This is a genomic window from Chloroflexota bacterium (genome assembly GCA_023475225.1).
Lineage (GTDB): Bacteria > Chloroflexota > UBA6077 > FW602-bin22 > JAMCVK01 > JAMCVK01.
In genome coordinates this window covers 26,160-51,496 of the sequence record JAMCVK010000036.1, presented here as the reverse complement: position 1 = coordinate 51,496, position 25,337 = coordinate 26,160, and the positions used below count along the sequence as shown (strand labels likewise).

Sequence of the window (25,337 nt, the reverse complement as noted above, 5' to 3'; positions counted from 1 at the left end):
CTAGGTCTCGGCAAGGACTTCAGCAGCGACCTCTCTCTCAAAGTCCTCTCGCACTTCTCTGAAGTCCTCCGGCCTTTTTCGAGGGGTTACCGCCCCATAGCCTGCCAGTACCCTTGAGGGCGCCCGCCTCATCCTGACTACCTCTCCTTCCACTTCAAAGTGAATCTTGTCCCGCGGTTGTAAACCAAGGGCTCGGCGCACCCCCAGAGGAATGGTCACCTGTCCTTTTTGTGTGAGCGTGGTCTCTGATCGTCTCATAGTAATACCTCATAATGTAGAAATACTAATAATTATAGTAATACTATAATAGCATAATATTGCTTCAGCGTCAAATCAGGCTGCCGTGAGCCCTCTGCCCTCACTGCCCTAAGGTATAGCAGAGTGCCCCCTACCGGTCAACATCACCTGCTTCTTATAAAGGAATAGAGGATCGTCCAGTTAGCGAAAGACCGAGGTCCCCTGGAAGGGATAAAGGGGGGTCCCAAAACGAGGGGCGAAAAGGCCATCTACTGGGGCGGACTCTCAGGCACTATCGCCTCCCTGGGGATGAGACCAGCCTCCTTGAGGATGTCTCCCCCGTTGGCCACCGTCACCTGCCCAGCTTTCGCCCAGGGAGTATCCACTCGCCACTGCTGCAGCACGGCCCGTTGACCACGCAAGACGAAGACGTTCTCGTACTCCCCATAGGCCATGGGCAAACCGAAGTGGGCGATGGGGTCAGGATCGGCCAAGTAGCGGGCCTTGATGGCCGGGTTACTATCTAGGAGCTTCAGGTGGCGCTGCACGATCTCACTCCAGGGAAGTCCGGCATCGGCTGACCAGTCGAAGGGCTTGGGCACCTGACGATAGGCCAAGAGCCAGTCGTCCTTGCCCACTTTGGAGAGCTCATCGAAGACGTTGACGAAGTAGACCTGCTTCACCTCTGGTCGCCACTGGAAGACCTGTTTTTGCATCGCCTGGCTGGTGAAGCCATCCCAGATGAAGCGCCTTGAGGCAGGATAGCCCAGGCTGTCCACCCCACCCAGGCGCTGAAACTCAGCCCAGAAGAGGATATCGTTCGCATCGCTGATGGCGTAGCCCTTGTGGCTCGTGCCCGGTGGGAAGCCGTTGGCCTGAGTGTAGAAGTGGCCATTAGAAACATCCCAATCTAATGGTAAGGAGATGCGAGCTGCCCATACTGCTCCCCCGCTAGGTGGCTGCACGACGGTGCCTCCGTCTATCCAAACCACAAGATTGCCAGAAATCCGAGGGTCGATCTGATTGGTCGGCCCTATAGCGATGAGGAACTCCATCTTTGTCCTGAGATCATAACCATAGATATCCCAGTTACCAATGCGGTTATCCTGCCAAACTACCAGCGGCCCATAAATGGCAGGGGATATCTTTCTGCCAGGGCTAGTGGAGATGGGGAATTCCCTCCGCGTCTCAAGATCGTAGCCGTAGATTTTGGTATTATTACTATAGAAGCCTTCAGGCGTGCTATCCCGGTCGTCCTGCCAAACTATTATGTTCTCCCATATCGCGGGCTTCATAGCTGTACGCTGATTGGTGACCTGCAAAGTGGACCTGCTGTCTATATTAAAGGCCCACACATTCCCAAATATTGGACTCGTCCCATAGTGGTAGCCTGTCCCATCCGCCCAAACGATTGTCTTGCCAGAAGCGAATAGCGAACTAGCCTCCGTCACGTTTTTGGCTACCGAAAACGCCACTCCCCGCTGGCGATCGTAGGCGTCGATGTCCACCCCACAATAGCCCACCTTGGCACAAGGAAAGGGGAAAGATGTCCAGGCAATCGCATCTGCCGAAATCACTGGCCGGTACGCTGAACCAGGAATAGCAAGGGGAAGGGTGATCCCAGCCTTCCTCGATAGGTCAAACCCGCGAAGGACCCTATCGTCCATCCAAATCAATAGATTTCCATGAACGCTGTACCACTTGTTGGGCGTACCTGTCTCCGTCACCCGGAAAAGCTTGTTTGTTCTCAAATCCCAGCCATAGATATCCTGCCTGCCCCCAGCCTCGGTTGACGCCCATATGATGGCGTATTCTGAAACCACAGGGCGCAGGTTACTTCCTTTGTCGCTGATAAGGAAGGGGGTAACTTGGTACTGCTGCCAAGCCCATGCCACCTGTGGCTGCGGATGAAGTGACCATACACTGCCCAACATCAGCAAGCAGAGAACTAGCAGTGCACCTCTACATGTACATTTGGATGCTAGGCGTTGAGGAAACAGACGTACTTGTCGAACCATGGGCGCCTGGTGTCGTCCTCCTTCACAGCCACGAAGTCGGCAAACTTACCGGTTGCATCCGATAGAATCCACACGGCATATCCATCCAATTGACCAGATATGCGCACATAGTCGTTGTAGTCTCCCCAGGAGCTAATACCTGTCCGAGCTCCATCGCAGGAAGTAGTCGTCGTATCTAGATTGGCGCTGCATGGGTTGGGGGGGAAGCAGTCTGGATGCCAACCAAACTCAGTGATGCGATTTGGCATGCCACTTGCTTTGCGGTCTTTCAGAAACTGGGGCCAAAAGTTATAAACCGCATGCTGAGATTGATATCCTGGCCAAAAATAGTTGTGCTGGACGAACCGTCCTACTGCTGTTCCGTTTGTGTGGTGGTCTATCATGTCAATACAGTAGTAGACTCCATAGTCTGTGTTAAGGCCCTCAAAATCTTTTGGGCCGGTGCTAGACACCCCTTTTCGTGTGACTGTGCCATTGGACCAGTAATTAGCCACCGCTACGCATGCGTATTGCATGAAAGCAGGGTGGGTATATTTCGCAGGGACGGCCCTGCGCTTCTAGCTGGTCGTATATGTCCCTATAGTAGTGCTGCACATCTGTCCAAAACCTGATCCACCAGCTCACACTACCATCGATGGCCCATTCTATTTCTGGCTCGTTGCCGGTCACCCAGCGAAAGCTAGTAAGTCCATTAGCCTTTAGGCTGTTGGCAAGGGTAATTATCTCAGTTGCTACGTCCCCAGGACTCTTCTGCGTGGCCTTGTCATAGTTATAGGTATATCGATAGGTTGGATCATAGAGTGAGTAAGAACCATGGATCGGTGCATAGCTCCAATGAGGGGCATTAGGTGGGACGTGGCGAATGAATATCTCAGCGCTGTTCTGAATACTTTTGAGATAGTTAAGCATAGCGGGACGCAAAACATCCGTGCTTAGCACAACAGCCAGCCCCGGGGTAAACATCTGAAGGGCTTGCAGTTCAGATGTTCGTAAGTCACCATTATTCCGCAAATGAATCCCTCGTTTCGGGCCTCGTAACCCACCTGTGTTTTCATATTGGTTCAGCCAACCCCGTAGGTCGTTGATGTCCCGGGCACTTATGGGCCGGCTGCTAGAGGGCGCGCTGCCAACGCTCCAATTGGGGATCGTCCCCATCGACTTCCGGTTCCAGAGGTCCTGAATGGCCGTGCGAATCTCGTTGAAGTGTATAGCCCTAATAGGGATGCTACTGCTGACAGGAACATCGGTCCAGGCATAGCCTGGGAGTCCATAAGCACTGCGGTTGCAGTCAACGGCGCTGCGCAGTTCGTTGATGTGCACCGCCCGGATGTGGGTATTACTTGTAGCAGGATGGTCAGTCCATTGAGTAGCCATAGTGTTCAATCCGCATAGTAGCAGCCACCGCTATCGGCCACCCTGCGCGTCCCCGTAAAGAGGCTGCCACTCAGTTTGATGTTCCCAGCTACCTCCAGCTTTTCCCCAGGACTCGTCCCAATGCCCACATCGCCAGCATTTGTCAGCACCATCTTGATCGACCAGCCACCGCCATTAGTTTGAAACTGTATATCGCCGTCGGTTGATAGCAATTGGCCAGCGCTATTTACTTCGTAATAGGCTCGCTTAGCAGGTGTTGTTTGTTTTACTAAGATAGATGGGTTTACACTTCCTTCTACATGCAGCTTCGCCTCTGGACCAGTCGTCCCAATACCAACATTGCCATCTGTTGTAATTCTAACCTTTTCAGATGGCGTTCCTTGACCCAATAGAAAGACCAGCGCCGGTTTGACGTCACCCTGAACATTGTTTGTATTGATAACGCCGATTTCTCCAGCCTCTATACTGCCTCCATTATAATCGCGGTTTTTGAACAGGATGCTACCACCAGCACCAGCACCCGCACCCTGATAAGTGTAAGAGTCCCTCTCAATGATAATCTGTTCCCGAAGCGTGGTATCGCCGGTTCCATAAACTTCGTAAGTATGCAATCTCGCTCCCGGACTCTCTGTCCCAATTCCAACCTTGGCCCCGAAGATGACGTTACCCAGGTTCGCCGGAAAAATGTTGCAGCTACACTCGGGCATGATGACCTCCTTATTTATTCCCCTCTGGGGTAAGTGGGGTCAGGCTCAGCAGGAAACGCCCATCGTCCAGCGAGGTGATATCGAACAGTTGGGGGACGTATATCCGCAGCGCTTTGACGAGGTCGGCTTTGGTCACCACCAAGCCGGTCACGTTCAACGGGGGAATGGCTGGGCCCATCGGGAGGCCGGGAGGGACTGTCCCCTCACCTGGAGCCGCTGCTTCCCGCTGGTAGGCATCCGCTGCCATCACGCCTCCTCTCTGGAGCTTGCTGCTGCGGAATAGTGAAATCGCTTCGGGCAAGTCCGTTTGGCAGGGATCTTAGCGCCCTGTTGTTAACATTATAGCACTGCCCCCTCCCACTTGTCAGGTACTACTTTGGGAGGGCCAAAGAATGTGGTTCCAAGGGTCTTTCGGATGTGCCCCAGAGCACAAAAAGCCCACAGGTCCGCCTTGAAGCCCTTGCAGGGGTTTGAGGAGATATTCGACCTGATTTAATTCGGTAACTTGACAATAGCATCTATTAGTGGTACTATCAGTGTGCTCTGTAGTGGGATATAAGTGGAGGAGATGCCAATGCGAACTCATATCTTCATACCAGAGGAACTAATGAAGGAGATAGACCGGATAGCGGGCAAACGAAAAAGAAGTCGCTTCATTGAGCTGGCCATCCGGGAGAGGTTGGCCCGCGAAACACTATCTACAGCCCTGCGGGAGTCGGTGGGAGTCCTGAATGTCGTCGACTACCCTGAATGGGAAAGCGTTGCGAAGATCTCGGCTTGGGTACGCTCCGGCCGGAAAGAAGACGACTCCCGGCTGGCACGCAGAATGAGCGGTCGAAGGAACTAATGGTGCGATACTTACTCGATACCGATGCAATAATTGATTACTTAGTGGGCATTCCGACCTCGGTGGCGCTCGTCCAGGATCTGCACCAGCGTGGTGGCCTGTTATGCGTCTGCGACGTGGTAATCGCCGAGGTTTACGCCGGAGTAAGACCGAAAGACCGCGACAAGGTCCAAAGACTACTCCAAGCTTGCCAGTTTTTGGCTACCACCCAAGAGGTAGCCAGACAAGCAGGGGAGTGGCGCTATACCTATGCCCGGCAGGGAGTAACCCTTTCCACTACCGATACCCTAGTGGCAGCCACCGCCCAGGCCCACCAAGCTAGCCTTATTACGGGTAATAAAGATGATTATCCCATGCCGGAAGTGACGGTCCTGCCGCTACTCCGGGCCAATTGATAACCATTTCCAAAAACAGTGATATAGGCAAACTGCTACCCCAGAGTGGGGAGGATGAGGCTCAAGCCGGAGAAAGCAGATAACAATGGAGCCAGAGGCCACAAGGAATACTGGGCTGAGAGACTCCTCACTAGAAACTGTCCCTCTGAGGGGCATCTGTACGGCGACTCCTAAGTATATCTGGGCCATAATATTCCTTGGTTACGTTTCTCCCAAGGCTAGTTTTGGGGACCCTGAGCTCCAATAGAGAGGGCCAAATGTCGCTTATTGAAAAGATTGAGCTCTGGTATCGGAAGCGTAGAATGCGCCTCACCCAAGGGCAACCCTTTTATGAGCGCTTCTTCGACGATCGCGACTGGATGGTCATCTCTCACGACATCGGGCCCTACCTCATCAGGAAACCAATTCAGGAGCACCTGCAAAACATCAGGAACAAGGTTATCGTCGACGTCGGCTGCGGAACAGGAGCGGTGATCAACAGCCTGGACTTGAAGGACAATCTGGTCTGTGGCTGCGATATCTCCCACGACTCGATCAGCCGCGCTCGCCGCCTAAGCCACTCTGGCATACACTTCCTACAAGCCGATACCCTTCATCTACCATTTGAGGAGAGTAAGGTAAACGTTGTGCTCTGTCTGGATGTTCTGGAACATCTGGAAAACGACCAGGCCGCCCTGACTGAGATGGCCCGGGTCCTGCCAGAGGGAGGCGAGTTGATCGTCCGTGTCCCCTATAGACCGTATCACCCAGACTATAAGGAAGCCTACGGACATCTGCGCCACTACATGCGCCAGGCGCTAGAGGGACTCCTGCGGGAAAGCGGCTTCGCCATCGAACAAGCCCTCCCCATGTATCCCCGCTTCACCACTATCAATCGCTACTTTTATGCCTTCATTACCGCCCTTAATCTGCTTTTAGGTAAGATAAAAGGGGACAATAAGACCTTTTATGAGCGTCGCCTAGGGGCGTTGGCCATATATAAGCAATTATGTTTCCCTCTGCTCCTGGGACTGAGCCATCTGGAGGCGAAAGGGAATACAGATAACCAAGGCTCAACGTTCCTGGTGGCCAGGAAATGGGGTAAGTCCGACGCTCCCGCCTCTGAGGATAAGACGTGAACATATTATTCATCTACCCCGGCCCGGATATCTCCTACCCCATCCAGCTGGGAGCACTCTCGGCCTTCCTGAAGAGATACGGACACCAAACAGCCTTGCTAGAATTGGTGGTCCAGAGACGCCTGAACGCTACACATTGGGCAGACGTCCGTAAGGCTATCGAGATCTTCCGACCTCATCTGGTCGGCTTCACCGCCTATGAGACGAGCTTCGACTGGATCAGGGAGCTCGCCGACTACCTAAAGACTCAGTACAACCTCCCCATCATCGTCGGCGGGTATCACGCTACACTCGTCCCCCAAGAGGCGATTCGACATAACTCCATAGATATCGTTTGTCGGGGGGAAGGGGAATATCCCCTACTGGAGCTGGTCACCAGAATGGAGCGGGAAGAGGATACGACCAGCACCCCAAACCTGTGGGTAAAAAAAGACGGACAAGTCTACCAGAATCCTATCCGTCCGTTGATTGAGGATCTCGATGAGCTGCCCTTCCCCGACAGGGAGATGCTGGATTACCAGAGGCATCTAGAGATGGGGGGAGAGGGGGACCGAAACGTGAAACTGATAGCCAGCCGGGGCTGTCCCTATGACTGTACCTATTGCTCAAATTACTATATTAAACAACTATATCCCAACAAACACAAATACTTAAGAATGCGCTCAGTTGATAACGTGCTCCAGGAGATAGAGGGGCTCGCCAATAGATATACCTTCGACTCGCTCGGTTTCCACGATGATAATCTGACCCTCTTTCCCCGCTGGTTGGAGGAGTTCTGCGAGAAATACCCCCACCGCTTCCGCTTTCCCTTCTACTGTGCAGCCAGGCCGGAGACCTGTAGCGCAAAGACCCTACGGATGCTCAAAAACGCTGGCTGTAACCTGCTTCTGCTTGGAATAGAGTCGGGCGATGAGCAGCTGAGACGATCGGTATTGAACAGGCGGATGACCAACCAAAGCATAATCAAGTCCTTTCAGACAGCCAGGCGACTGGGCATCCAAACCTGGTCATTCAATATGGTGGGGTTGCCCTATGAGGGGCGGCTTAGTTTGCTGCGGACGATCTGGCTGAACTTCCAGATAGGGCCCGACTTCGCTATGACGAGCATCTTCTACCCTTTTAAGGGCACAGCCTTGGGTGATCTCTGTTACGCCAACAATTGGGTCAACCTGCAGAGACGGAGCAGCGTCGGCTCCTACGCCTGGGACTCTGTGCTCAATCACCCCCACCTCTCTCGGCTGGAGATAAGACTGGCCAAGTACCTGAACACCCTCACCGCTCTCAGGGGCAGAGGACTCCTCTTCAAGGCCATCAGGGGCCGCATAGTGAACTGGCTACGCCACAGAATGTGCAGGTGGGCTGGGCCTGCCTGAGGAAACTAAAGGGAGAGGGTATCGAAGAATGAGGGTTCCGAGGGGGCACAGCCCCAGCGCCAGGATAGCCTGGAGACACAGCCCCTATCTCCCCTTCCCCCACCGCATGGGGAGTGCAGAGGGGCAAAGCCCCTCTGCTAGGGTTTGGGGTATCCCCAAACCCCAATTCCCCCCTTCTCCCGTCCTTCCCGGACGGGAGAAGGGGGGTAGGGGGGATGAGGGCGTTCAGTTATCGATTTTAGCCGTCCATCTGCTCACACCCGAAATCACCTCCGGCGGCGATAGAGCCTTCGTCGAACTGGCCAGGCGTTGGCAACAGGCTGGGGCAGAGGTAACCCTCATAGTGCCGGAGATAGCGGCCAGGCGATGCCAGGAAGAGATCTCACCCTCAAAGATGTATGTCCTAAAAGGGTCATTGATTGATGCACATCGTCTGTACTCTCGCTATCTCTTCCTGTTGCCCTTGGTCTATCTCCTCCGCGCTCTGAAGTCCTGCCGCCTGATCAGAACCGCTGGGGGAGAGGTGCTTTACACCACCGGCGACTTCTTCTGCGATACCATCCCCGCTTTCTACCACCGCCTCAAGTTTCCACAGACCAGGTGGGTAGCCACCATCTTCCATCTCAACGAATCGCCCTTCAAGCGGAGAGGAAATACGTTTATAATGAGCGTCGTATCATGGGTATTGCAAAGATTCAGCTTCGTCTTAATCAAACGCCTGGCTGATAGGGTCTTTCTCTTGAACCATGCGGTGAAGGAGCGCCTGGTGAGGCTTGGCTTTTCCCCAGAGAAGCTCTGTGTAGTCGGGGCCGGGATAAGCCTGGCCGAGATCAACGCGGCCACCTCGCGCTCCAAAAGAGGACCTGAGGGTTGTTTTCTGGGGCGGCTCAACCCTTCCAAGGGCATCTTCGACCTACCCGAGATCTGGGACATGGTGGTCAGGGAGATGCCCTCCGCCAGACTGCTCATCATCGGCTCCGGCTCGGCGGAATGGACGGAGAGGCTAAAGAGGGAGATCCAGCGGCGAGGGTTGGAGGAGAACATCACCATAGCCGGGTTTTTGCCCAAAAGCGAGGTATATAGCCTGATGAAATCCAGTCGTGTCTTCCTCTCGACCAGCTACGAAGAGGGTTGGGGGATAGCTATGGCCGAAGCGCTGGCCTGTCGCTTGCCGGTCATCGCTTATGACCTGCCAGCCTATCGCCCTATATTTGGTGACGCTCTTTACCCTATACCCAGGGGCGATACCAAACAATTTGCCACGGCCATCGTTCGCCTGTTGCAAGATGAGGACCTCAGGAAGAGCATGACGGAACAAGCTTATAAGGTCGTACTCACCTACGATTGGGACAGGGTAGCCGAGCGGGAAATGAGTCTGATCAGGGAACTGCTATGATCACCTGGTCGAAACGACACTGGACAGACCTCCTCATCTTTCTTTTTTACTGCCTCCTTACCTACATTGTGACCTACATCGCCCGGCCCCGGGCCCCAGGGGCGATGTATGCCTTCCATGGCGATGCTCTGGCCGCCATCTGGTCGATCTGGTGGTATAAATACGCCTTCCTGAACCACCTGCCCTTCTCCTTCTGTCCTTTAGTAGCCAGTCCCTTTGGGATCAATATCGTCGCCCTGGAGTGGTTCACTCTCTACCCAGAGATAGCCCTGGCCATTCTCACCAACGAGGTCTTCGCCTTCGACTTCATGGTGCTCATCAGCTTCCCCCTCTCAGCTATGATCATGTATTACCTTTGTTATCACATCACCAAGAACAAGGCCGCCAGCCTAGTGGCCGGCGTGATCTATTCGTTTTCGAACTACCACATCTGGCGGACCTTCGCCTGGGTACCCCTGGCCAGCGTGCAGTGGATTCCGCTCTATTTCCTCTTTCTCCTGAAACTGCACGGACAGCGGACATATAGAAACGCCATCATCGCTGCCCTCCTCTACACCTTCATCCTCCTATCGAGTTACATCAACGGCTATATCGTAGCCATAGGCACACTCTACTTCCTTCTCTTCTGGCTGGGGTACGCCTACATAACCGAGAGGAGGCTTGATCTCGATCGCCAGACGTTGAAGGTGGGTGCTACAGCCATTTTACTAAGCCTGGCCATCATCCTGCCCTTCACCTTTTCCACGCTGCAAACGGTACTCACCACCCCAAAGCAGCTCCTGCCCTATGGCTTTGCGCGCCCCTTTGGCGATGTGGTTGGGCTGGCCCCACGACTGGTGGACTACTTGTTGCCCCCCATTTATAACCCCCTCTTCGGTAAATATATGACACAATGGAATGCGGAGGAGCCGGTGCGCGGCTATTTCGCCCATGGGCTGTACATTGGTTACATCACGCTGATCCTGGCCATTTATGGGCTGTGGAAATGGCTCCCAAGGAGGAAGCAGTCCCCAGGAAACAGGGAACGCCATTTTGCCCTCTCCTTCTTCATTTTCCTGTTCGCTGCCAGTCTGTTCACCTCAGCGGCACCTATCATTAATATTCCCCTGCCGGGGCTCGGGCAGCTCCCCATCTGGACCCCCAGCTACTTCCTCTACCCCATAGCCCCATGGTTTCGCGAGTATGCTCGTTTCTCGGTACTGGTTATGCTCTCTGCAGCTATACTGGCCGCACTGGGTTTCCAGTATGCTCTGGCCGGGGTCGTTAGCCAAAGGCGTCTCTATTTGAACGTCATCTTCATCACCGCACTTATTCTAATGGAGCAGAGCGTGCACATCCCCCTGACCGTCATCACCACCAGCGTTCCAGAGGTATACTATTGGTTGGCTTCCCAACCTGGCCAGTTCAGCATCGCCGAGTATCCAATGAACGATATATTCGTTTCCCCGGAGTACCAATTCTCCCAACGGATTCACCACAAGCCAATGGTTAATGGACAGGGTAAGAGTCGCACCGCCGATATGCTTATGCCGAGCATTGAAGATATAACCGACGTCGCTACCCCAGGGGTGTTAAGCTATCTAGGGGTCAAGTACGTGCTGATTCATAAAGCAAAATACATCCTTACTGGCCCTCTGCCCAATCTAGAAAACAGGCCGGAGTTCACTCTGGTGAAAGATTTCCCGACAACCACCGTCTATGAGCTCCATGCACCGCCCGCCCTGGTGATCGTCGCCCCCGCCCGCAGCCTGGACCTCGTCAGCGAGAAGGCGAAGCCTGAAATAGGCTGGTGGTCTACAGGCAACAAGGGGGAGCTCAACCTGCTCAATACGCTGGACCATCCGCTCACCATCAACCTGCGTTTCACGGCCCGCACCTTCGAGGAGCCCCGTCGGCTGGCCATCTCTTACAACGATGTCCTGCTCCAGATTGAAGAGCTCTCGCCCACACCCAAGGAGATAACGGTCAAGAATCTAGCTTTGCAACCAAGCAAAATAGGGCAAGGCCCGGTGCCCAAACCCAAGGTCCTCAACCTCTCCATACCGGATAACAGTGATCCACCAGAGTGGTTCGGGTTGCGTGACTTCCGGGTGGAGCCGCGGTGAGGACGCTCGTTCTGGCCTTATATCTACTTCTCATCCTGTCGCTCTTGCTACTATTCCTTTCCCTTACCTGCCAGAGCCAAGCACCAAGGAACACGGTGAAGGCCTTTCTCGATGCTATATCCGAGGGGAAGATGGAGCAAGCCAGAGCTTACTATGATCCAGTAACCGGTGGAGGCATACTGCGCGAGATCCAGGAGCCCAAACTGATCGCCGTTATGCATCAAGCCCAGCTGCGCTTACAGTGGAGCGATCTGCCCTCCCTTGATCCAGAGGCGCAGACGATCATCGTCCAGGCAGATAGCGCCGAGGGGACTTACCGTATGTATTTCTACCTCGTTAAGAAAGAGGGGCGTTGGTACATCCAGTCCTATCGGGTCACCGACTAGCCTTCGCCGTCATCCCTTCGAGTCGCCCAGTCCAAAGGGGCCATTGGCTCAGAGGTAGCGCACCTGACTCTTAATCATGGTGTCGGAGGTTCGAATGCTGCATGGCTCCCCGGGCTAACGGCGCAGAGAACACTGCTGTGGGATCGAGTAAAGATTCTCCTGCTAAGGGGTCTCAAGGGGCGCACAAGAATCGAGTGCATGTCTACTTGAGCATTTCTAGCTGCGACCACAGGTGACAGCAAGAGAACAAACATGTTTGTTTGAGGGAATATCACCCCCATGCCGGAAGCGTCACGCTTGGAAGTTCTACCGGCTCGTTCGTTTCTGGAGAAGTTGGATAGGTTAAGATTGTCAATTCTTTACTCAGTTCACTCCAGCCTACAGCCTGGTATGTTGCCGTGAGTTGATTATCAGACAGAGCAGGAATATGTGCGTAGCCAAACGGCCGCGTATGCCTTACGGATTCCATGTTGCTCTCCCCCTTTCAGATTGAAACCCTTCACCGCCGGACGCTATTTCTCCGATTACTTGTTTACGCTGAACGAATCTAAGTCCCTCTCTCCTTGTGATAGTTGCCACGTCTATCGGACCACCGCAACCCCTAATTCCAACAGTCAACCTTTGTGCACTAATGGTGGTTCTTATAAAAAAGATTGCCAGGTCTACACAATCCTGCAAAGGCATTGCTGCCAGAGGTAGTGCCATCTGCAGCTGGCCTAGGGCTTGCAGTAGCCCCTGTGCTTGTGCGGCCTGCAAATTGAGGGCCCGGGTTACGATATCCACTAATCTATGATCATAGCCTTGTATGAGACGATCAACAAACTCGCGCTGCCCTCCCCAGGTTATTCCAAAAACATCGGTGGCAAGGTGCTGTTCCACAGGTGGGGGATTTCGCGGTATGTCGAATAGAAAAACTCTCCCATAGGGTTCTCCCTCGTTGAATCCACCGACCACGAAAGTCATGTTTGGCCCATCATAGGTTGGTGGCATGGCGGATTGCCATTGTTGCATAAAGAAATCACTCATACGTTGAGCAAAGTCCCGGATGGCTAGTCTTTCTTGTGGCAAACCAGATTCAAATTCTGGTATGAAACTGTGAGCTGTTCTCAATCTAATGGCTGCCTGCCCATAAGTGACAGCCCCAACAGCAATATTTGGAGGGGAGAAGGAAAGCAGTTTGGTTGCATTGTCAAAATTCACATGGATGGCAGGGCCTTGCGGTTGTTGTGCTGCAAGGGTTACTCGGCTTTCAGCTGCAAGAACGAGACCTTCTGGCCCCTTTATAACGATGCCAAATGACATTATACCTCCTTACGACTGAAAACAGGTTTCAAGTCTGTGAGCAATCTCTATCTACTATTGCTTGTTATGTTTGGGGTTTTCCTTTTCGATTATCTTCTTTTCTTCCGCCCGCGCCTCCTGGATGGACCCCATTTGCTTCACTTGGAAAGTCACGGCACCCTTGATGGGGTCGGGGCCACCCGGCAAGTGCTCCTTCAGGCGCTCTGTCACCCTGCCTCTTTTGGCGCTACCAGTGTAGATGTTGTTGCCGTCACTATTCTTGATTTTGTATACAACTGGCTTACCTTTTGGGGCCTTTTCAAGGCTACTCTCGTTGAAGTCTCGTGAACGTGAGAACCTCTTGCCTGCCATTCTCTTTTCCTCCTCTAGTTAGCTGGACTTAAACTCTTCTTCTGACGCTCAAGGACAACCCCATCGTCTCTCCCAAGGAGACAGTAGCACCCCTTGAATGCAAGACCAACGGCATCCCACACCGACTTATCCTCTTTGCAAAGTGCTGGCACGATTCGGCCCTTGTCTAATCTACCAACAACAAGCTTGAACATCTCAAGATGAGCTTCTTTAGGGTCAGACTTCTATGCCTGGACATTGTTTCCTATCCTGCACTTGCTGACGAACGTAGCCCTGTCAACATCTCATTTAGCTTCCGCGGGTCTCGACACACAAGCAGCATCCATTTCCCAAACTCGCCATGATGATTAACCGCCGATGCCCACCGCTGGGCTGCTGCTTCCTTTGCCCTATCCCTTTCACTCTCAAACCCCTTCACTTCCAAAATCACATTGACCACTGTGTTATTCTCACACCGCACACGAACCAAGAAGTCTGGGATGTAGTAATGACTCTGCCCATCGAACTCATAAGGTATGGTGAAATCCAGGTGGTCGTTTCGGGCGTAGGAGAGGACGTAATCAAGGCGCTCCAGAGCAAAGGCTACGGTATGCTCCCAGGCCGCTGTATCTACTACGACGTGGCTGATATGGCTCTTCCCCGTGCCGTGACATACGCGGCTGGTGCGGAAGAGCACGTCGCGTGTAGAGCCGATGGGGCGGAAGCGTTCAATGACCGGCAGCAGGGGCTGCTCTCCTGCCGTTGTATCGGGTCTGATAGCCTGCTGTAGCCTCTCTACCACACGCTGGCGGTAGCGCAGCAAGCCGACTTCCTCCAGAGGCACAGCGTATCGTTTTACCCGAGTCTCCAGATATTCCTGGACTATTCTCAGCACCTGGGGAAAGAGCAGGCGCCGCTTCACATCAACCTGTTCACCGTCTTTCCTATCAGGAACCAACCGGTGGGTTATCTGGCTGGCCATGTCATACATGGTCGCCTGGAGCCTTTGGCCGCGATAGAACTCTGAGCGGTCATGCACGATGACATCCCCCGGGCCAAGCTGGTCGGGACGGGCCATCCGATAGCCGTTGGCATTCTTGACCATGACTTCGGTAGGATCAGTGCTGGGCGTCAGTTCCATCTCAGGAATAGCCGCTACATCGGCGGTGACGCGGTAGCGCACATCGAAGACGTAGCCTTCGACTCGTGGGAAGGCAATCTCATAGTCCTTCTCCCGCTCGGGAAGCGCTTTCACCAGGGTGGTCGGACGCACCTCAGGAGGAGTGCTGATTTTGCCCTTCTGGACGGGTATCACCTCAAAGGGGATGCCATACACATCCACATACTCAGGTACGGTGAGGTCGTCATACTGAGTACGCCTAAGCCCCCGGCCCATTACTTGCTCGCACAATAGCTGTGAGTCAAAGGCGCGTAGACCAAAGACCTGGGTCACGTTCTGAGCATCCCACCCCTCGTTGAGCATGCCGACGGAGACCACACAACGCACCTGTTCCCCTGGTTTACCTTGCTTGCCAATGGTGGCTACCTTCTCCCGAAGCAATTCCGCCTGTCTCTCTTTTGTGAGCTTCGGGCCACTAATGGCTTCCTCACCTTCTTCACCCAAAACCAAGACGGGAGTGGCTTCAGTATGGCTCTCCGCTTCCTCCAGGAGCTTGGTGTCAATGCGGATAGCTCGCTCTTCTCTGGGGAGGTTGCGTAGCTCGTGCAGAACCTTACCTTGGGCAATGTATTCGTGGACAAGCTCGGAAAGTCCGGTGTCCTGGCAGGCTGCGATAAGGACAGGTGGCACCGGAGCCCCCTGCTTTCGGTATTCATCAAAGGTTAGCTTCCAGCGCCCGGCGAGCATCTGAAGCGCACCATCGGCGTGCTGAAGCACTGACTCCGGCTTGGCGTGGCGTTTTCCCCTCTCCCGCTCTGAGAGAGGGAGCTGCTCCATGATCCATTTCCAGATGTGAAAGTAGGCTGGGATTGGGCGCCCAGAGTCATCGTCCACCGGGATACGGGAAATTTTGACTATGCCCGACTCAATGGCGTCCACCAGTCCGAAGTCAGAGACAATCCAGGGGAGAGGCCGTCCCTCTTCGTAGCCGCTGCCTTTGATGTAGTAGGGAGTGGCGGATAGGTCCACGCAAAAATTGATCCCACGGGTAGCGTTGATGCGATCCAGGGCCTGCACCCAGCGGGTGGCCCGCTCCCACTCCTCCGCTGCTTCTTTCCTGGTCAGGCCCTCTGTGGCAGATAGGCGTCCCTGTTTTGAGTTCTCCTCCAGTGGGGCAGGGCGATAACAATGGTGAGCTTCATCATTCAGGACCAGGATGTTTCCCTTTCCACCCAGGTCAGCCAGAACACGATTGCAGAAGGCGTTATTGCTCTCCTTTCCCCGTCGGAGCACCTTCCGATACCTGGGGCTCTCCTCTCCTGGCTCTGGCTCATCGTTGGGAGCAAAGGCGTGCCAGTTAGTAATCAGATACTTGCCGCCGGACAGGGCGGGCAGCAGCGAACGCGGCACCAAGTCAAACTTGGCATAGTAGTTGTCCTCATTGGTGGGGAACAAGACCTGGAGCCGCTCCTTGACAGTGAGATTGGGGCAGACCACCAGGACAGCATCGGAGAAGCGGGTGTCCTGGCGGTTCTGGAGCTTATTGAGCACCGACCAGGCAATGAGCATCGCCATCACCACCGTCTTGCCACTGCCCGTCGCCATCTTGCAGGCGTAGCGCCTCAGTCCTTCATCCCTGGGGATGTCAATGCCCTGGCGCTCGGCAGGAGAGGCCTCCACCAGCCAGATTATGGTCTCCGCAGCTTCAAGCTGGCAGAAGAAAAGCCGTCGCTCTCGCTCGTCCCGCCGCCAGTGGTGGAGCAGGTCCCTGGTAGTGCGGGTGACACCAGGGTAGCCGTGCTCCCGCCAGCTCTTCACTCGCTCACGCATGCGGTTGACTTCCTTCAGCTCGGTGAACTCCTCAACGGCCAAAGCCCTGCCCTCGGTGCGAGCGCGGGTGCGCAGGAGACGGCGGTAGTAGCCCGCAGGCCGCCGTCCCGCCTGCAGGGTAGGCTGCCCAGCGGGGAAGTCCCACCAGCGGGTTGGCTCCTCAAAGGCATTATTGATAATGGGGTTGTCAACAGCGCTGCTCATGGCATTTTGGTGTGCTGAGAAATTAGTTTTCGTCCTGCCTCAGAAATCTCCCAAATACCCGAAGGGGAATCAGCCTTCATAAGGGTCTCCCTTACAAGGGTGTTACGACACCACTGAGCGCTATTCCGCCACCGTGCCGTTTTGGGGCTCGAAGGAAGGGGCTGATAGTCATACTCATTAAAAATGCCCTTCATCTTAACCGCGACTCGGTCGAGAACTTCGCCTACAGAGCACCTCCCTCCTAGTTCCACAAGCGTTTCTAAAATTGGAAGACGATACGCGTCCTCCCCGGTGCGCAGACCCCGCGAAAGACGCTCTACAGGGCGCCGACGTATCCTCTTCGCGAGTCTAGATGGGATTCGGGCAGCAAAGAGCCTCGCCCATTCCTGCTGGAGCGTCTTAACCCTGCCCCGGAAATCGGACAGCCGCGTTGCCATTTCAATGACTTCTCTTGCCCTATCATATTGCCCACTCTTGAAGGCCTCGGACCCGGCTTCGTTAAGGCCGTTTGCCACCATCTCAATCTCTTCTAGAAGGATATCAAAGGCAACGTTTACTTCATTCCCATCCATGGTCACCTCCTTTCACGCACAGGCAGCACCAGAACCACCTCCCTGGCCTTGACCACGGGGAGCTTTGGACTCAAAGGGCGACCTCAACCGGCTTGATCAGGATGTCCTCCACTGGCACAGCCTCGCCATGCTTCTGAAGGCTCTCCAGGTATGCCCCTATCGCCTCGTGGACATTGGACAGGGCTTCCTCCAGGGCATCGCCCTGAGTATGACATCCTTTAGGGGCAGAAGGCATGATAGCCCCCGTCCTCCTCCCGCTCCAATATAACTGTATAGTGATGTCTTTCCATAGTTGCCTTCTGATGGACTATTCCAGCCGCTTTACGCTCACGATCTCGTTCCCGAAGATGTCTACCACCTTCACTGCGATGCGATGGTTAGGCCCAGGCTTGAAGGGAAGCGATACGGTGCCGCGCAGTGCCTCCAGCTTATCCGGGTCAACGATGCCCCGCAGCGAGCGCTCCAGGCGCTCCCAGGGATTGCTATCGCCTCCGGGGAAGAAGGCTTGGCATACATAGAAGGTGGCGCCGTCGTAGTCCTGGTCCAGGAACCAGGCAGCCACATCCCGCCCATCCGTAGATTCCACATTGCCAGTGAAGGGGTTGTAAATATCCACCCCCCGCAGCTCCACCGTGTAGGTTCCGTCCTTCTGAGCCTCTATGCGCACATCGGGCTGGCCAAAGACGGTGAATATCTGGCTGGAGGCGGTGGTCTTGAGCAGGTCTCCGGTCTGGGTGTCGGGGCGGATGTAGGCTATCTAGGTCTTGAGGCGGGGGTGAGGACTCTTCTGGAGGAAGGCCTGCACCTCGGAGTCAAAGCTGTAGCCGGCCACGATTAGCCGATCATGCCATTCGGCAGCCTCTATCGCCTGGCGCACCTGGTTGGCATCCACGGGCCCAAAAGGCGGGCCGAAGAACACGGCTACCCGAACCGACTTCCCATTCTCCTGGGCTTCAGCCTCGGCGTGGAGCACCTTGGAGGTTAAGGGTCGCACATTCTGAAGAGTTAGCTTCTTGCCCTGGGGGAAGGTAAGCCCGTCCCGGCGCAGCAGCTCCATCATGTTGGAGATGTAGCTCCCAGCGGGGTCAGCCGTTGGGCCTACGGCTACTGGTTCCTCTTTAGGGGGCACAGCGGCCTCTTCGGGGGTATCCACGGTTGGGGCTGGGATGGCCTCGACAGTGAAGGGCCCAGACACCCGCACCTTGCTCCGGTCCACATAGGGCTGGTCATAGAGGGTCTCCTGCTGAGGCGGCTCGTTCTGGGCGATGGACTTCAAGGTGATGTGGGGCACCATCTTATACCTGAAACCGGAGGAGACACCTTCCTCCGGGTGGGCCAGCTCATAGTAGGGGAAGGTGGCGGTGAGCAGTCGCTGGCGGGCCAGGGTCAGGGCCACCCTTGAGGTATCGCAGGTGATCCAGCGCCTGCCCCACTGCTCCGCCACATAAGCCGTGGTTCCCGAGCCGCAGGTGGGGTCAAACACCAGGTCGCCGGGGTCGGTGGTCATGAGGATACAGCGCTGGACAACCTTTGTGTTCGTTTGAACAGCGAACTGCCTTTCTGGCTGTCCCATCATGTCGGACCATAAGTTGGTCAAATAGGAACCGGGAGAGTCCTCAAGATATTGGATGTAGCGTAGCGCCGTGCGTTCCGGCAAAAGCCTACCAGCTTCCGCTAATCTCTGCAGGCCTGAAGGGTTTGTTCTCCAGCCCCCCTCCCTTGGATGCCAAACTTTACCTGCAAACTGAAACGGCTGTCGGCTGGCTTCAGAGCCTGTCCGGGACTGAAGATCAGTAGATTTGAATACTCTGGCACCTTGAGGAAGGGGTGCATAGCCCATCCTCTCTCCATGTGTTAACCTTCGTCGTGTTCCGTCTGGCAACTCGACCTCTTGAAACTCATCTGAAGTGGCCAAATCCTTGGGAACAAATAATTGCCGATATTTTAGTTCATCTTTCCTTTTCGCATACCAAATAAGATAGTCGCATATGCCTGGAATATATTCGGCAGTTTGACTTCCTGATTTACGAAAAACGATAACGCCAACGAAGTTCTCCTTTTGAAACACCTCATCCATCAGTGCCCGCACCAGATGCAGGTTCTCGTCGCCGATCTGGACGAAGATGGAGCCGCTTTCGGCCAGCAAGTCACGGCAGAGCAGCAGGCGGTCCCGCAGATAGGTAAGGTAGGAGTGGATGCCCAGAGTCCAGGTATCCCGGAAGGCTTTTATCTGCATCACCTCCCGGGTCAGGCTGGCGTCCTGTCCGTCCTTTACATCCCGCTGGTGCACCGTGGGCTGGAAGTTGGAGCTGTAGGAGATGCCGTAGGGCGGGTCCACATAGATCATCTGCGCCTTGCCCACCATGCCCTCCCGCTGGAGCAGGGAGTTCGCCACCAGCAGGGAATCGCCCAGGATGAGGCGGTTGGCCCAGTTCATCTCATGCTGGTAGAACTCCACCCGCTTGTCCATAGGGAGCTGGGGGTCGGCGAAAAGGGAGAGCTGCTTCTCCGGACGTTCGGCGGCGTGGATGATAGCGCGGGTGGAGATGCGCTCGTGGATATGAAGGGAGACGGTGGGCACCTCAAAGGACTGGCGCTCGGCCTTGCCCGCCCAGACCAGGGTGGGGCTGAGGTGGGGATCATACTCATACCTGCGCTGCTCTCGCAGCGCATGCTCATATTTGCCCAGCCCAACTTCAGGATTGTTCTTGCGTTTAGCCTCCTCGTATCGGTAGTCACGGACCCGGTCGGGGTCGCCACTCGGAGGTCGTTTTCTGGCCATAACAGTTCACCTCCCCCTATCCTGCTTCAAGGAGGCTGCGGATGCCCCAGCGTTGAGACGCCTCGGATTGCGGTAGGTCGCGGCGAACTCCTCCAGCTTCTCTTTCTGAATGAGCCAGGTATTGTGAACCTTCTCGGCGGGGATGCGCCCCCGCTGGCAAAGGCGTTTTACTGTCTCCGGGCGGACTCTCAGATAGATGGCTGCCTCTGGAACCTTGTAGTAACTGTCAAGAAGGGGCATAACTCACACCTCGCTTTAAGCCTGTTTTGTTAGCGCTATCTTGATTACGGCTCCCGCCGGATGATACCCTTTATGTGGTCAAAGTCTCGGTCAAAACTCAAAATGGTATCGATCTTGGCTCGTTCCATATGAGCTACGTTGAGGGCATCAATAAAGTCGAGATTGGTGGAAACATAAAGGTCTAAGGCTCGAAGATAGACTCTCTTATTGGGTAACTTCAAGCCTCTAAGGGCGATGATGGTAGTTAGGTGGGTTCTAATATCTTGTCTGGGAAGGTTATACAGAGCCTTAGAGGAAAGAATCTGGACTGCCTCGATGATGATGGCCTCGGAAGTAGTTACAGTCAGTGTTCCAGCCTCTAATTGTTGGAGAATGCGATAGGCCCTCTCTGCCTGTTCAGGGTTATCTTGAGTGAGGTAGCGGATGATAAGGTTGGTGTCGAGAAACTCCACCGCCATAGTTTTATAAGCCTTCTCTGGCCGCCTCTTGGGCCTGTTCCCCTCCGGCAATGTCAGACATCTCCCTCAGGGTGAGGGGTTGTTTAAGGGGCGGTACGGCTTTAAAGCTGGTTTCAAGACGGGATCCCAAGGGAGCAATTTTCACCCCCTCCCCTTCTTCTACTTTAAAGACCACCTTATCCTTCGGTTTTACTCCGAGGAGCTTTCTTATCTCCACCGGGATAGTGATTTGACCTTTGGGACTAACACTACTGACAAGCTCTTTCATGTTCGTACTTCCTAATTATTGTACAACTTGTGTAATATAATTTTACCATATAATTACTTGATTGCCAAAGGCCCTGCCCCGTTTTGGAACCCCCGTTGTTCGCTGGTCTCTTCTTGAGCTCCAGGGAACCAACCTTAATGGGCTTAAAAAGCTTCACCCCAGTCCCCTTCACTCAGGGTACCCCAAGAGTTTCCTATTCTAACGCCTTATTTTCCTCACCGGATACCTGATAATAGTCTTGGAGACTTTGGCTTCGGGGCGAGTGAGGTATTCCTCTTCGTGCATACCAGCTATCTCGTAACTGTTCTCTTCAATGAACTTATGTAAGCGCTCAACAGTGGGATACTCCTGGTCATAAGGTCCCAGGTGAAGTATCTGGGCTACGGTGCCATATTCCCAAGTCTCAATCTTGACCTCAACATTAGGCACCTTCTGGGGTAAAGAAGTTGTATCTTCAGGAATGGGTAAGCCTATGATATGAGTCCACTCCTCTTTGGGCACTAGGTGAGCATCAGGATAGCGGGCGCGGGGAGGGCTGACCTTGAAAGTGGGCGTTCCCTTCTTCTTGAGGTCAAACTTTAGTGTATAAACTGAACTGTAGAGCGCCGGCAGGACCTCAGAGAAGACCTTGTCCGGGGCGCCCTTAGCACGGACCACGGCCATCCTTTGCGATGGAATCTCCAATATTTGGGGCTCTGTCTTAGATGATTTTCGTGGTGTCATCTGATACCTCCTTTGCCGAGCCAGTATAGTGATACCGCCAAATGACAGCTACGAGAGCATTGAATATCTCCCCCTAACTCCTGCCACCCAGTGGACGCCCAGAATGGCAGCCGCCTCAGCTACATTCAGATAAGTATCAAGCACAGGCATAAGCTATGCCCCCTATGTCCCCGAACATTTGAGCCTTTCGCTCTCACAACAGTAGCACGTCAATATTACAAAGGTCAATCCTTTGCTCATCCACCTCAACCCTCAGAAATAGGAAGCAGGTTAACATAAGAATACATTGGTCATATAAGTGATTGTTTGTATCTTAGTCGCCATAATAGCTATATTCAGCGATCTTCCTTTAGTTCCACGCGGACGATACCTGCAAGCTTAGCGCTAATGCTACCTGTCTGCTTGACTAGTTTTCTCCCCTCTGGTATACTTCCATTGTCCCGTAGAGGGGGTGAATATTATGGCCAGAGAACTAAAGCGGGTACGGCTTGGACCAAACACGAACCTCGTACGTATCCTTGAGGATGTCCACACTGATAAGACCCCTAGGCTTATCGAACGAGAGGGGGAACCTCTTGCTGTTGTGATTAATCCCGAAGATTATACCGAGGCAGCGCCAATACCAAAAAGCAAACGCCACAAGAACAAGTTGCTAGACCTTGCGGGTGTCTGGAGTGACCTGGACGCGGATCGGATGATCGACGATCTGTATAAGGCTCGCCATGAGGCTCCACCCAGCGCTCCCATCAAACTATGAAGTATCTCCTGGACGCCGACTGGGCAATTAGCTTTCTCAATGGAAGAGCCAACGCCGTCCATCTTATTAGTGAGTTGGCCGATAAGGGTATTGCCCTAAGTGTTATCACCTGGGGTGAAATTTACGAAGGCTTGCTAACCAAGCCCGATTCCCCTCGACGCATCACCCAACTCGATGACTTCACCCAGGCCGTCGACCTTATCGCCCCAGACCTTACCGTCGCCCGCTAGTACGGCCAGACACGCACCGATCTTCGCGCCCAAGGGCTGCTCATTCCTGATAATGACCTCTGGATTGCCGCTACGGCCCTTGCCCACAATCTCACAATCGTTAGCCGCGATCAGCACTTCTCCCGCATCCCCAACCTCAAGCTCTACCAATCAGGCAAGCGCAGCAACTAACCGTCTCACTCGTGCTATGCTCTCCGGGAAGGGTGAAACAGGGTGTTGGATATCTCCCCTAAACCCCCGCAGGGACTGAAGGTAGCCCTGCGGGCTTTTTGCACACTGGGCACATCTGAAAGACCCTTACCAAGCTGTGCCTCCGGAACCCCCTTGTGTGACAGCTGCGGATCAAGAAGCCAGACGCTGTATTTGGTGTTGTACTTCGCTGGCAACCTCAGCAGTGCTGGCCGAGCCGCCCAGGTCCGGGGTCAGACATTTGCCTTTCCCCGTCACGGCCATCAGGGCTCTCATCACCACCTCGCTCATCGCCTTCTCACCGAGGAACTCCAACATCATCGCCCCCGACCAGATAGTGGCGATCGGATTGGCGATCCCCTTACCGGCGATGTCAGGTGCTGACCCATGCACCGGCTCAAACATCGAGGGGTAGCGCCGCTCCGGGTTCAGATTGGCGCTGGCCGCCAGCCCCAGGCTGCCCTGGAGCGCTCCCCCCAGATCGGTCAGTATATCAGCAAAGAGATTGGAGGCGACAACGACGTCAAGGCTCTCCGGCTTGGTAACAAAGCGGGCGGCCATGGCATCGATATGCCACTTCTCTGTGGTTATCTCCCCATATTCCTGGGACACCTCCTGGAAAACCTCATCCCAGAAGACCATGCTGTATTGACAGGCGTTGGACTTGGTCACGCTGGTAACTCTCTTTTTAGGGCGTCCCTTGGCCAATTCAAAGGCGTAGCGTATCACCCTCTCCACAGCATGGCGAGTGAAGACGTTCGTTTGAATGGCCACCTCGTAGGGTGTGCCGACATGTACGCGGCCTCCAACCCCGGCGTACTCGCCCTCCGTGTTCTCGCGGACGCAGATGAAATCAATGTCCTCGGGCCCTTTATCGCGCAAGGGACCCCGAACGCCCGGCAGGAGCTTGATCGGTCGCAGGTTCACATATTGATTGAAGCTTTTGCGGATGGGCAAGAGCAACCCCCAGAGCGAGATATGATCGGGAACGGAGGGGAAACCGATGGCTCCCAAATAGATGGCCTCGTACCCCTCCAGGATCCGCAGCCCATCCTTGGGCATCATCTCACCCTCGGTCGAATAGTATTCGCAGCCCCAGGGGAAGTAGTCAAAATGCAGACGGAACCCATTATCAATCTGACTGGCTAGCTCCAAAACCTTGACGGCGGCGGGAACGACTTCTTTCCCGATACCATCGCCTGGGATTACAGCTATACGATATTCGCGCATTTTTTGCCTCGTTTAGATTTACTAGTGCCCTCATCCCCCCTACCCCCTTCTCCCGCGGAGCGGGAGAAGGGGGGTTAGAGGCTAGGGCGGAGCCCTAGAACCCTCCAAGGAGGCTGCGCCCTCCTTGACCTCCCCCTTCTCTTTTATGGGAAGATGCCCTCATCCCCCCACCCCCCTTCTCCCGCTCCGCGGGAGAAGGGGGGTTAGAGGATGTAGCGCGGGGGCTTGCCCCCCGCTTGGGGGGAGACGCCCTCATCCCCCACCCCCCTTCTCCTGCTGGGATAAGGGGGGAGTAAAATTGGGAATACTCCAAACCCCCGCTTGCCGCAGGCGCAGGCAGACCTCCTCAGCACACCAGTGGGAGAAACAGTGCTCGCCTATTGGGCCGTATAGCCGCCGTCGACCGGTAGGGCAGCTCCAGTAACGTAACTTGCTTCAGCGGAGGCCAGATAGAGGGCAGCGTAGGCCACCTCCTCGGGCCGTCCCATCCGCCCTAGAGGACGATTTCTTTCATAAAAACGACGTGCCTCCGCTGGATCCGCCTGGCTCTCGATGACCTGCTCAGTCATCGGCGTCTCAATCACGCCTGGGCAGAGGGCATTAATCCTTATATTGTACGGAGCATAGTCCAGCGCCATGTTCTTGGTAAGCTGGAGAACACCGCCCTTGGAGGCCGTATAGGCGGCCAGGTTGCGTAGCCCAACGATGCCAGCCGCAGAGGAGGCATTAATGATCACCCCACTCCCCTGCTTGATCATCTCCAGAAGGGCATATTTAGAACAAAGGAAAACGCCCTTAAGGTTCACAGCTATAACCTTATCCCAATCCTCTTCTGTTGTCTCCGTCACGCGGCCGAGCAGATTGATTCCGGCATTATTGAAAAGAATATCCAATCGGCCATAGGACGCGATGGCTGCCCCGACCATCCGCTCCGCATCAGCTGCCCTGGATACGTCCACCTGGACGAAGATGGCTTCACCACCCTCCCCTCGGATAGCCCTGACCGTCTCCTCGCCCATCACCTGGGCGAGATCGGCCACTACCACCTTCGCCCCTTCCCGAGCAAAGAGCAGAGCCGTAGCCCGGCCAATACCGGAACCAGCCCCAGTGATTATGGCCACTTTATCCTTCAAACGCATCTCTAAT

27 protein-coding genes and 1 pseudogene are annotated in these 25,337 nt (G+C 54.7%); 8 read left to right on the top strand and 20 right to left on the bottom strand.

Features of this window, described 5'->3' with window-relative positions; genetic code table 11:
- From M1136_08880 to M1136_08855, 6 genes are all read right to left on the bottom strand, one after another.
- Entirely contained in the window at positions 1-258 is a 258-nt protein-coding gene (locus M1136_08880) for a type II toxin-antitoxin system PrlF family antitoxin (GenBank protein ID MCL5075739.1), read from the bottom strand.
- Positions 259-506: 248 nt separating this feature from the next.
- Positions 507-2,060 (bottom strand): hypothetical protein, encoded by a 1,554-nt coding sequence (locus M1136_08875; GenBank protein MCL5075738.1) that lies wholly within the window; start codon positions 2,058-2,060, stop codon positions 507-509.
- A 158-nt stretch (positions 2,061-2,218) separates the two neighbouring features.
- Positions 2,219-2,503 (bottom strand): hypothetical protein, encoded by a 285-nt coding sequence (locus M1136_08870; protein MCL5075737.1) that lies wholly within the window; start codon positions 2,501-2,503, stop codon positions 2,219-2,221.
- Positions 2,504-2,741: 238 nt separating this feature from the next.
- On the bottom strand, positions 2,742-3,629 hold the full coding sequence (locus M1136_08865; protein MCL5075736.1) for a hypothetical protein: 888 nt from the start codon (positions 3,627-3,629) through the stop codon (positions 2,742-2,744).
- A gap of 5 nt (positions 3,630-3,634) precedes the next feature.
- On the bottom strand, positions 3,635-4,336 hold the full coding sequence (locus M1136_08860) for a hypothetical protein (protein MCL5075735.1): 702 nt from the start codon (positions 4,334-4,336) through the stop codon (positions 3,635-3,637).
- Between the two features lie 10 nt (positions 4,337-4,346).
- Positions 4,347-4,583, bottom strand: a complete 237-nt coding sequence (locus tag M1136_08855) for a hypothetical protein (protein MCL5075734.1) — start codon at positions 4,581-4,583, stop codon at positions 4,347-4,349.
- Positions 4,584-4,910: 327 nt separating this feature from the next.
- Here M1136_08855 and M1136_08850 point away from each other — a divergent pair, with 327 nt between their 5' ends.
- From M1136_08850 to M1136_08820, 7 genes are all read left to right on the top strand, one after another.
- Positions 4,911-5,183, top strand: coding sequence for a hypothetical protein (locus tag M1136_08850; protein MCL5075733.1), 273 nt, complete (start codon positions 4,911-4,913; stop codon positions 5,181-5,183).
- Positions 5,183-5,578 carry a type II toxin-antitoxin system VapC family toxin gene (locus M1136_08845; protein ID MCL5075732.1) on the top strand — a complete coding sequence of 132 codons (396 nt, stop codon included), beginning with the start codon at positions 5,183-5,185 and terminating at the stop codon, positions 5,576-5,578. The genes M1136_08850 and M1136_08845 overlap by 1 nt, the downstream gene beginning before the upstream one ends.
- Positions 5,579-5,835: 257 nt before the next feature.
- Complete coding sequence (locus tag M1136_08840; GenBank protein ID MCL5075731.1) at positions 5,836-6,696, top strand: class I SAM-dependent methyltransferase; 861 nt, start codon at positions 5,836-5,838, stop codon at positions 6,694-6,696.
- Positions 6,693-8,069, top strand: coding sequence for a B12-binding domain-containing radical SAM protein (locus M1136_08835; GenBank protein ID MCL5075730.1), 1,377 nt, complete (start codon positions 6,693-6,695; stop codon positions 8,067-8,069). Before M1136_08840 ends, M1136_08835 begins: the two co-directional genes overlap by 4 nt.
- A gap of 28 nt (positions 8,070-8,097) precedes the next feature.
- Positions 8,098-9,465: a glycosyltransferase family 4 protein gene (locus M1136_08830; protein MCL5075729.1), complete on the top strand. Its 1,368-nt coding sequence runs from the start codon at positions 8,098-8,100 to the stop codon at positions 9,463-9,465.
- The gene (locus M1136_08825; GenBank protein ID MCL5075728.1) at positions 9,462-11,570 is read left to right on the top strand and encodes a YfhO family protein; all 2,109 of its coding nucleotides are present in this window, start codon (positions 9,462-9,464) and stop codon (positions 11,568-11,570) included. Before M1136_08830 ends, M1136_08825 begins: the two co-directional genes overlap by 4 nt.
- Positions 11,567-11,956 carry a hypothetical protein gene (locus M1136_08820; protein ID MCL5075727.1) on the top strand — a complete coding sequence of 130 codons (390 nt, stop codon included), beginning with the start codon at positions 11,567-11,569 and terminating at the stop codon, positions 11,954-11,956. The genes M1136_08825 and M1136_08820 overlap by 4 nt, the downstream gene beginning before the upstream one ends.
- A 456-nt stretch (positions 11,957-12,412) precedes the next feature.
- On the opposite strand, the gene M1136_08815 is transcribed toward M1136_08820, so the two are convergent.
- The 11 genes and pseudogenes from M1136_08815 to M1136_08765 form a co-directional block, all read right to left on the bottom strand.
- Positions 12,413-13,258: a hypothetical protein gene (locus M1136_08815; protein ID MCL5075726.1), complete on the bottom strand. Its 846-nt coding sequence runs from the start codon at positions 13,256-13,258 to the stop codon at positions 12,413-12,415.
- A 54-nt stretch (positions 13,259-13,312) separates the two neighbouring features.
- The gene (locus M1136_08810; protein ID MCL5075725.1) at positions 13,313-13,609 is read right to left on the bottom strand and encodes a GIY-YIG nuclease family protein; all 297 of its coding nucleotides are present in this window, start codon (positions 13,607-13,609) and stop codon (positions 13,313-13,315) included.
- 244 nt (positions 13,610-13,853) lie between these two features.
- Positions 13,854-16,742: a DEAD/DEAH box helicase family protein gene (locus M1136_08805; GenBank protein ID MCL5075724.1), complete on the bottom strand. Its 2,889-nt coding sequence runs from the start codon at positions 16,740-16,742 to the stop codon at positions 13,854-13,856.
- Positions 16,739-17,314, bottom strand: a complete 576-nt coding sequence (locus M1136_08800; GenBank protein MCL5075723.1) for a winged helix-turn-helix domain-containing protein — start codon at positions 17,312-17,314, stop codon at positions 16,739-16,741. The genes M1136_08805 and M1136_08800 overlap by 4 nt, the downstream gene beginning before the upstream one ends.
- 70 nt (positions 17,315-17,384) lie before the next feature.
- Positions 17,385-17,604, bottom strand: a pseudogene (locus tag M1136_08795) (type II toxin-antitoxin system HicB family antitoxin).
- 17 nt (positions 17,605-17,621) lie between these two features.
- Complete coding sequence (locus tag M1136_08790; protein MCL5075722.1) at positions 17,622-17,981, bottom strand: hypothetical protein; 360 nt, start codon at positions 17,979-17,981, stop codon at positions 17,622-17,624.
- Positions 17,982-18,071: 90 nt separating this feature from the next.
- Positions 18,072-20,096: a site-specific DNA-methyltransferase gene (locus tag M1136_08785; protein ID MCL5075721.1), complete on the bottom strand. Its 2,025-nt coding sequence runs from the start codon at positions 20,094-20,096 to the stop codon at positions 18,072-18,074.
- Positions 20,097-20,102: 6 nt separating this feature from the next.
- Positions 20,103-20,336, bottom strand: a complete 234-nt coding sequence (locus M1136_08780) for a helix-turn-helix domain-containing protein (GenBank protein ID MCL5075720.1) — start codon at positions 20,334-20,336, stop codon at positions 20,103-20,105.
- 44 nt (positions 20,337-20,380) lie between these two features.
- The gene (locus M1136_08775; protein MCL5075719.1) at positions 20,381-20,794 is read right to left on the bottom strand and encodes a PIN domain-containing protein; all 414 of its coding nucleotides are present in this window, start codon (positions 20,792-20,794) and stop codon (positions 20,381-20,383) included.
- Between the two features lie 4 nt (positions 20,795-20,798).
- Positions 20,799-21,062: an AbrB/MazE/SpoVT family DNA-binding domain-containing protein gene (locus M1136_08770; GenBank protein ID MCL5075718.1), complete on the bottom strand. Its 264-nt coding sequence runs from the start codon at positions 21,060-21,062 to the stop codon at positions 20,799-20,801.
- A gap of 198 nt (positions 21,063-21,260) precedes the next feature.
- Positions 21,261-21,785: a GyrI-like domain-containing protein gene (locus tag M1136_08765; protein ID MCL5075717.1), complete on the bottom strand. Its 525-nt coding sequence runs from the start codon at positions 21,783-21,785 to the stop codon at positions 21,261-21,263.
- 460 nt (positions 21,786-22,245) lie between these two features.
- Between M1136_08765 and M1136_08760 the strand changes: the two genes are divergently transcribed.
- A complete protein-coding gene (locus M1136_08760; protein MCL5075716.1) occupies positions 22,246-22,542 on the top strand; it encodes a type II toxin-antitoxin system Phd/YefM family antitoxin in 297 nt (98 codons plus the stop codon).
- A 134-nt stretch (positions 22,543-22,676) separates the two neighbouring features.
- On the opposite strand, the gene M1136_08755 is transcribed toward M1136_08760, so the two are convergent.
- From M1136_08755 to M1136_08745, 3 genes are all read right to left on the bottom strand, one after another.
- A complete protein-coding gene (locus M1136_08755; protein ID MCL5075715.1) occupies positions 22,677-22,889 on the bottom strand; it encodes a hypothetical protein in 213 nt (70 codons plus the stop codon).
- Between the two features lie 225 nt (positions 22,890-23,114).
- Positions 23,115-24,191 (bottom strand): tartrate dehydrogenase, encoded by a 1,077-nt coding sequence (locus tag M1136_08750; GenBank protein MCL5075714.1) that lies wholly within the window; start codon positions 24,189-24,191, stop codon positions 23,115-23,117.
- A gap of 377 nt (positions 24,192-24,568) precedes the next feature.
- Complete coding sequence (locus M1136_08745; protein MCL5075713.1) at positions 24,569-25,330, bottom strand: SDR family oxidoreductase; 762 nt, start codon at positions 25,328-25,330, stop codon at positions 24,569-24,571.
- Positions 25,331-25,337 lie beyond the last annotated feature (7 nt).

Coding starts and splice junctions, on each gene's coding strand:
- M1136_08880 (MCL5075739.1), bottom strand. CDS start 258: ATGAGACGATCAGAGACCACGCTCACACAAAAAGGACAGGTGACCATT.
- M1136_08870 (MCL5075737.1), bottom strand. CDS start 2,503: ATGCCAAATCGCATCACTGAGTTTGGTTGGCATCCAGACTGCTTCCCC.
- M1136_08865 (MCL5075736.1), bottom strand. CDS start 3,629: ATGGCTACTCAATGGACTGACCATCCTGCTACAAGTAATACCCACATC.
- M1136_08860 (MCL5075735.1), bottom strand. CDS start 4,336: ATGCCCGAGTGTAGCTGCAACATTTTTCCGGCGAACCTGGGTAACGTC.
- M1136_08855 (MCL5075734.1), bottom strand. CDS start 4,583: ATGGCAGCGGATGCCTACCAGCGGGAAGCAGCGGCTCCAGGTGAGGGG.
- M1136_08850 (MCL5075733.1), top strand. CDS start 4,911: ATGCGAACTCATATCTTCATACCAGAGGAACTAATGAAGGAGATAGAC.
- M1136_08845 (MCL5075732.1), top strand. CDS start 5,183: ATGGTGCGATACTTACTCGATACCGATGCAATAATTGATTACTTAGTG.
- M1136_08840 (MCL5075731.1), top strand. CDS start 5,836: ATGTCGCTTATTGAAAAGATTGAGCTCTGGTATCGGAAGCGTAGAATG.
- M1136_08830 (MCL5075729.1), top strand. CDS start 8,098: ATGAGGGTTCCGAGGGGGCACAGCCCCAGCGCCAGGATAGCCTGGAGA.
- M1136_08825 (MCL5075728.1), top strand. CDS start 9,462: ATGATCACCTGGTCGAAACGACACTGGACAGACCTCCTCATCTTTCTT.
- M1136_08815 (MCL5075726.1), bottom strand. CDS start 13,258: ATGTCATTTGGCATCGTTATAAAGGGGCCAGAAGGTCTCGTTCTTGCA.
- M1136_08810 (MCL5075725.1), bottom strand. CDS start 13,609: ATGGCAGGCAAGAGGTTCTCACGTTCACGAGACTTCAACGAGAGTAGC.
- M1136_08805 (MCL5075724.1), bottom strand. CDS start 16,742: ATGAGCAGCGCTGTTGACAACCCCATTATCAATAATGCCTTTGAGGAG.
- M1136_08800 (MCL5075723.1), bottom strand. CDS start 17,314: ATGGATGGGAATGAAGTAAACGTTGCCTTTGATATCCTTCTAGAAGAG.
- M1136_08785 (MCL5075721.1), bottom strand. CDS start 20,096: ATGGCCAGAAAACGACCTCCGAGTGGCGACCCCGACCGGGTCCGTGAC.
- M1136_08780 (MCL5075720.1), bottom strand. CDS start 20,336: ATGCCCCTTCTTGACAGTTACTACAAGGTTCCAGAGGCAGCCATCTAT.
- M1136_08775 (MCL5075719.1), bottom strand. CDS start 20,794: ATGGCGGTGGAGTTTCTCGACACCAACCTTATCATCCGCTACCTCACT.
- M1136_08770 (MCL5075718.1), bottom strand. CDS start 21,062: ATGAAAGAGCTTGTCAGTAGTGTTAGTCCCAAAGGTCAAATCACTATC.
- M1136_08765 (MCL5075717.1), bottom strand. CDS start 21,785: ATGACACCACGAAAATCATCTAAGACAGAGCCCCAAATATTGGAGATT.
- M1136_08760 (MCL5075716.1), top strand. CDS start 22,246: ATGGCCAGAGAACTAAAGCGGGTACGGCTTGGACCAAACACGAACCTC.
- M1136_08750 (MCL5075714.1), bottom strand. CDS start 24,191: ATGCGCGAATATCGTATAGCTGTAATCCCAGGCGATGGTATCGGGAAA.
- M1136_08745 (MCL5075713.1), bottom strand. CDS start 25,330: ATGCGTTTGAAGGATAAAGTGGCCATAATCACTGGGGCTGGTTCCGGT.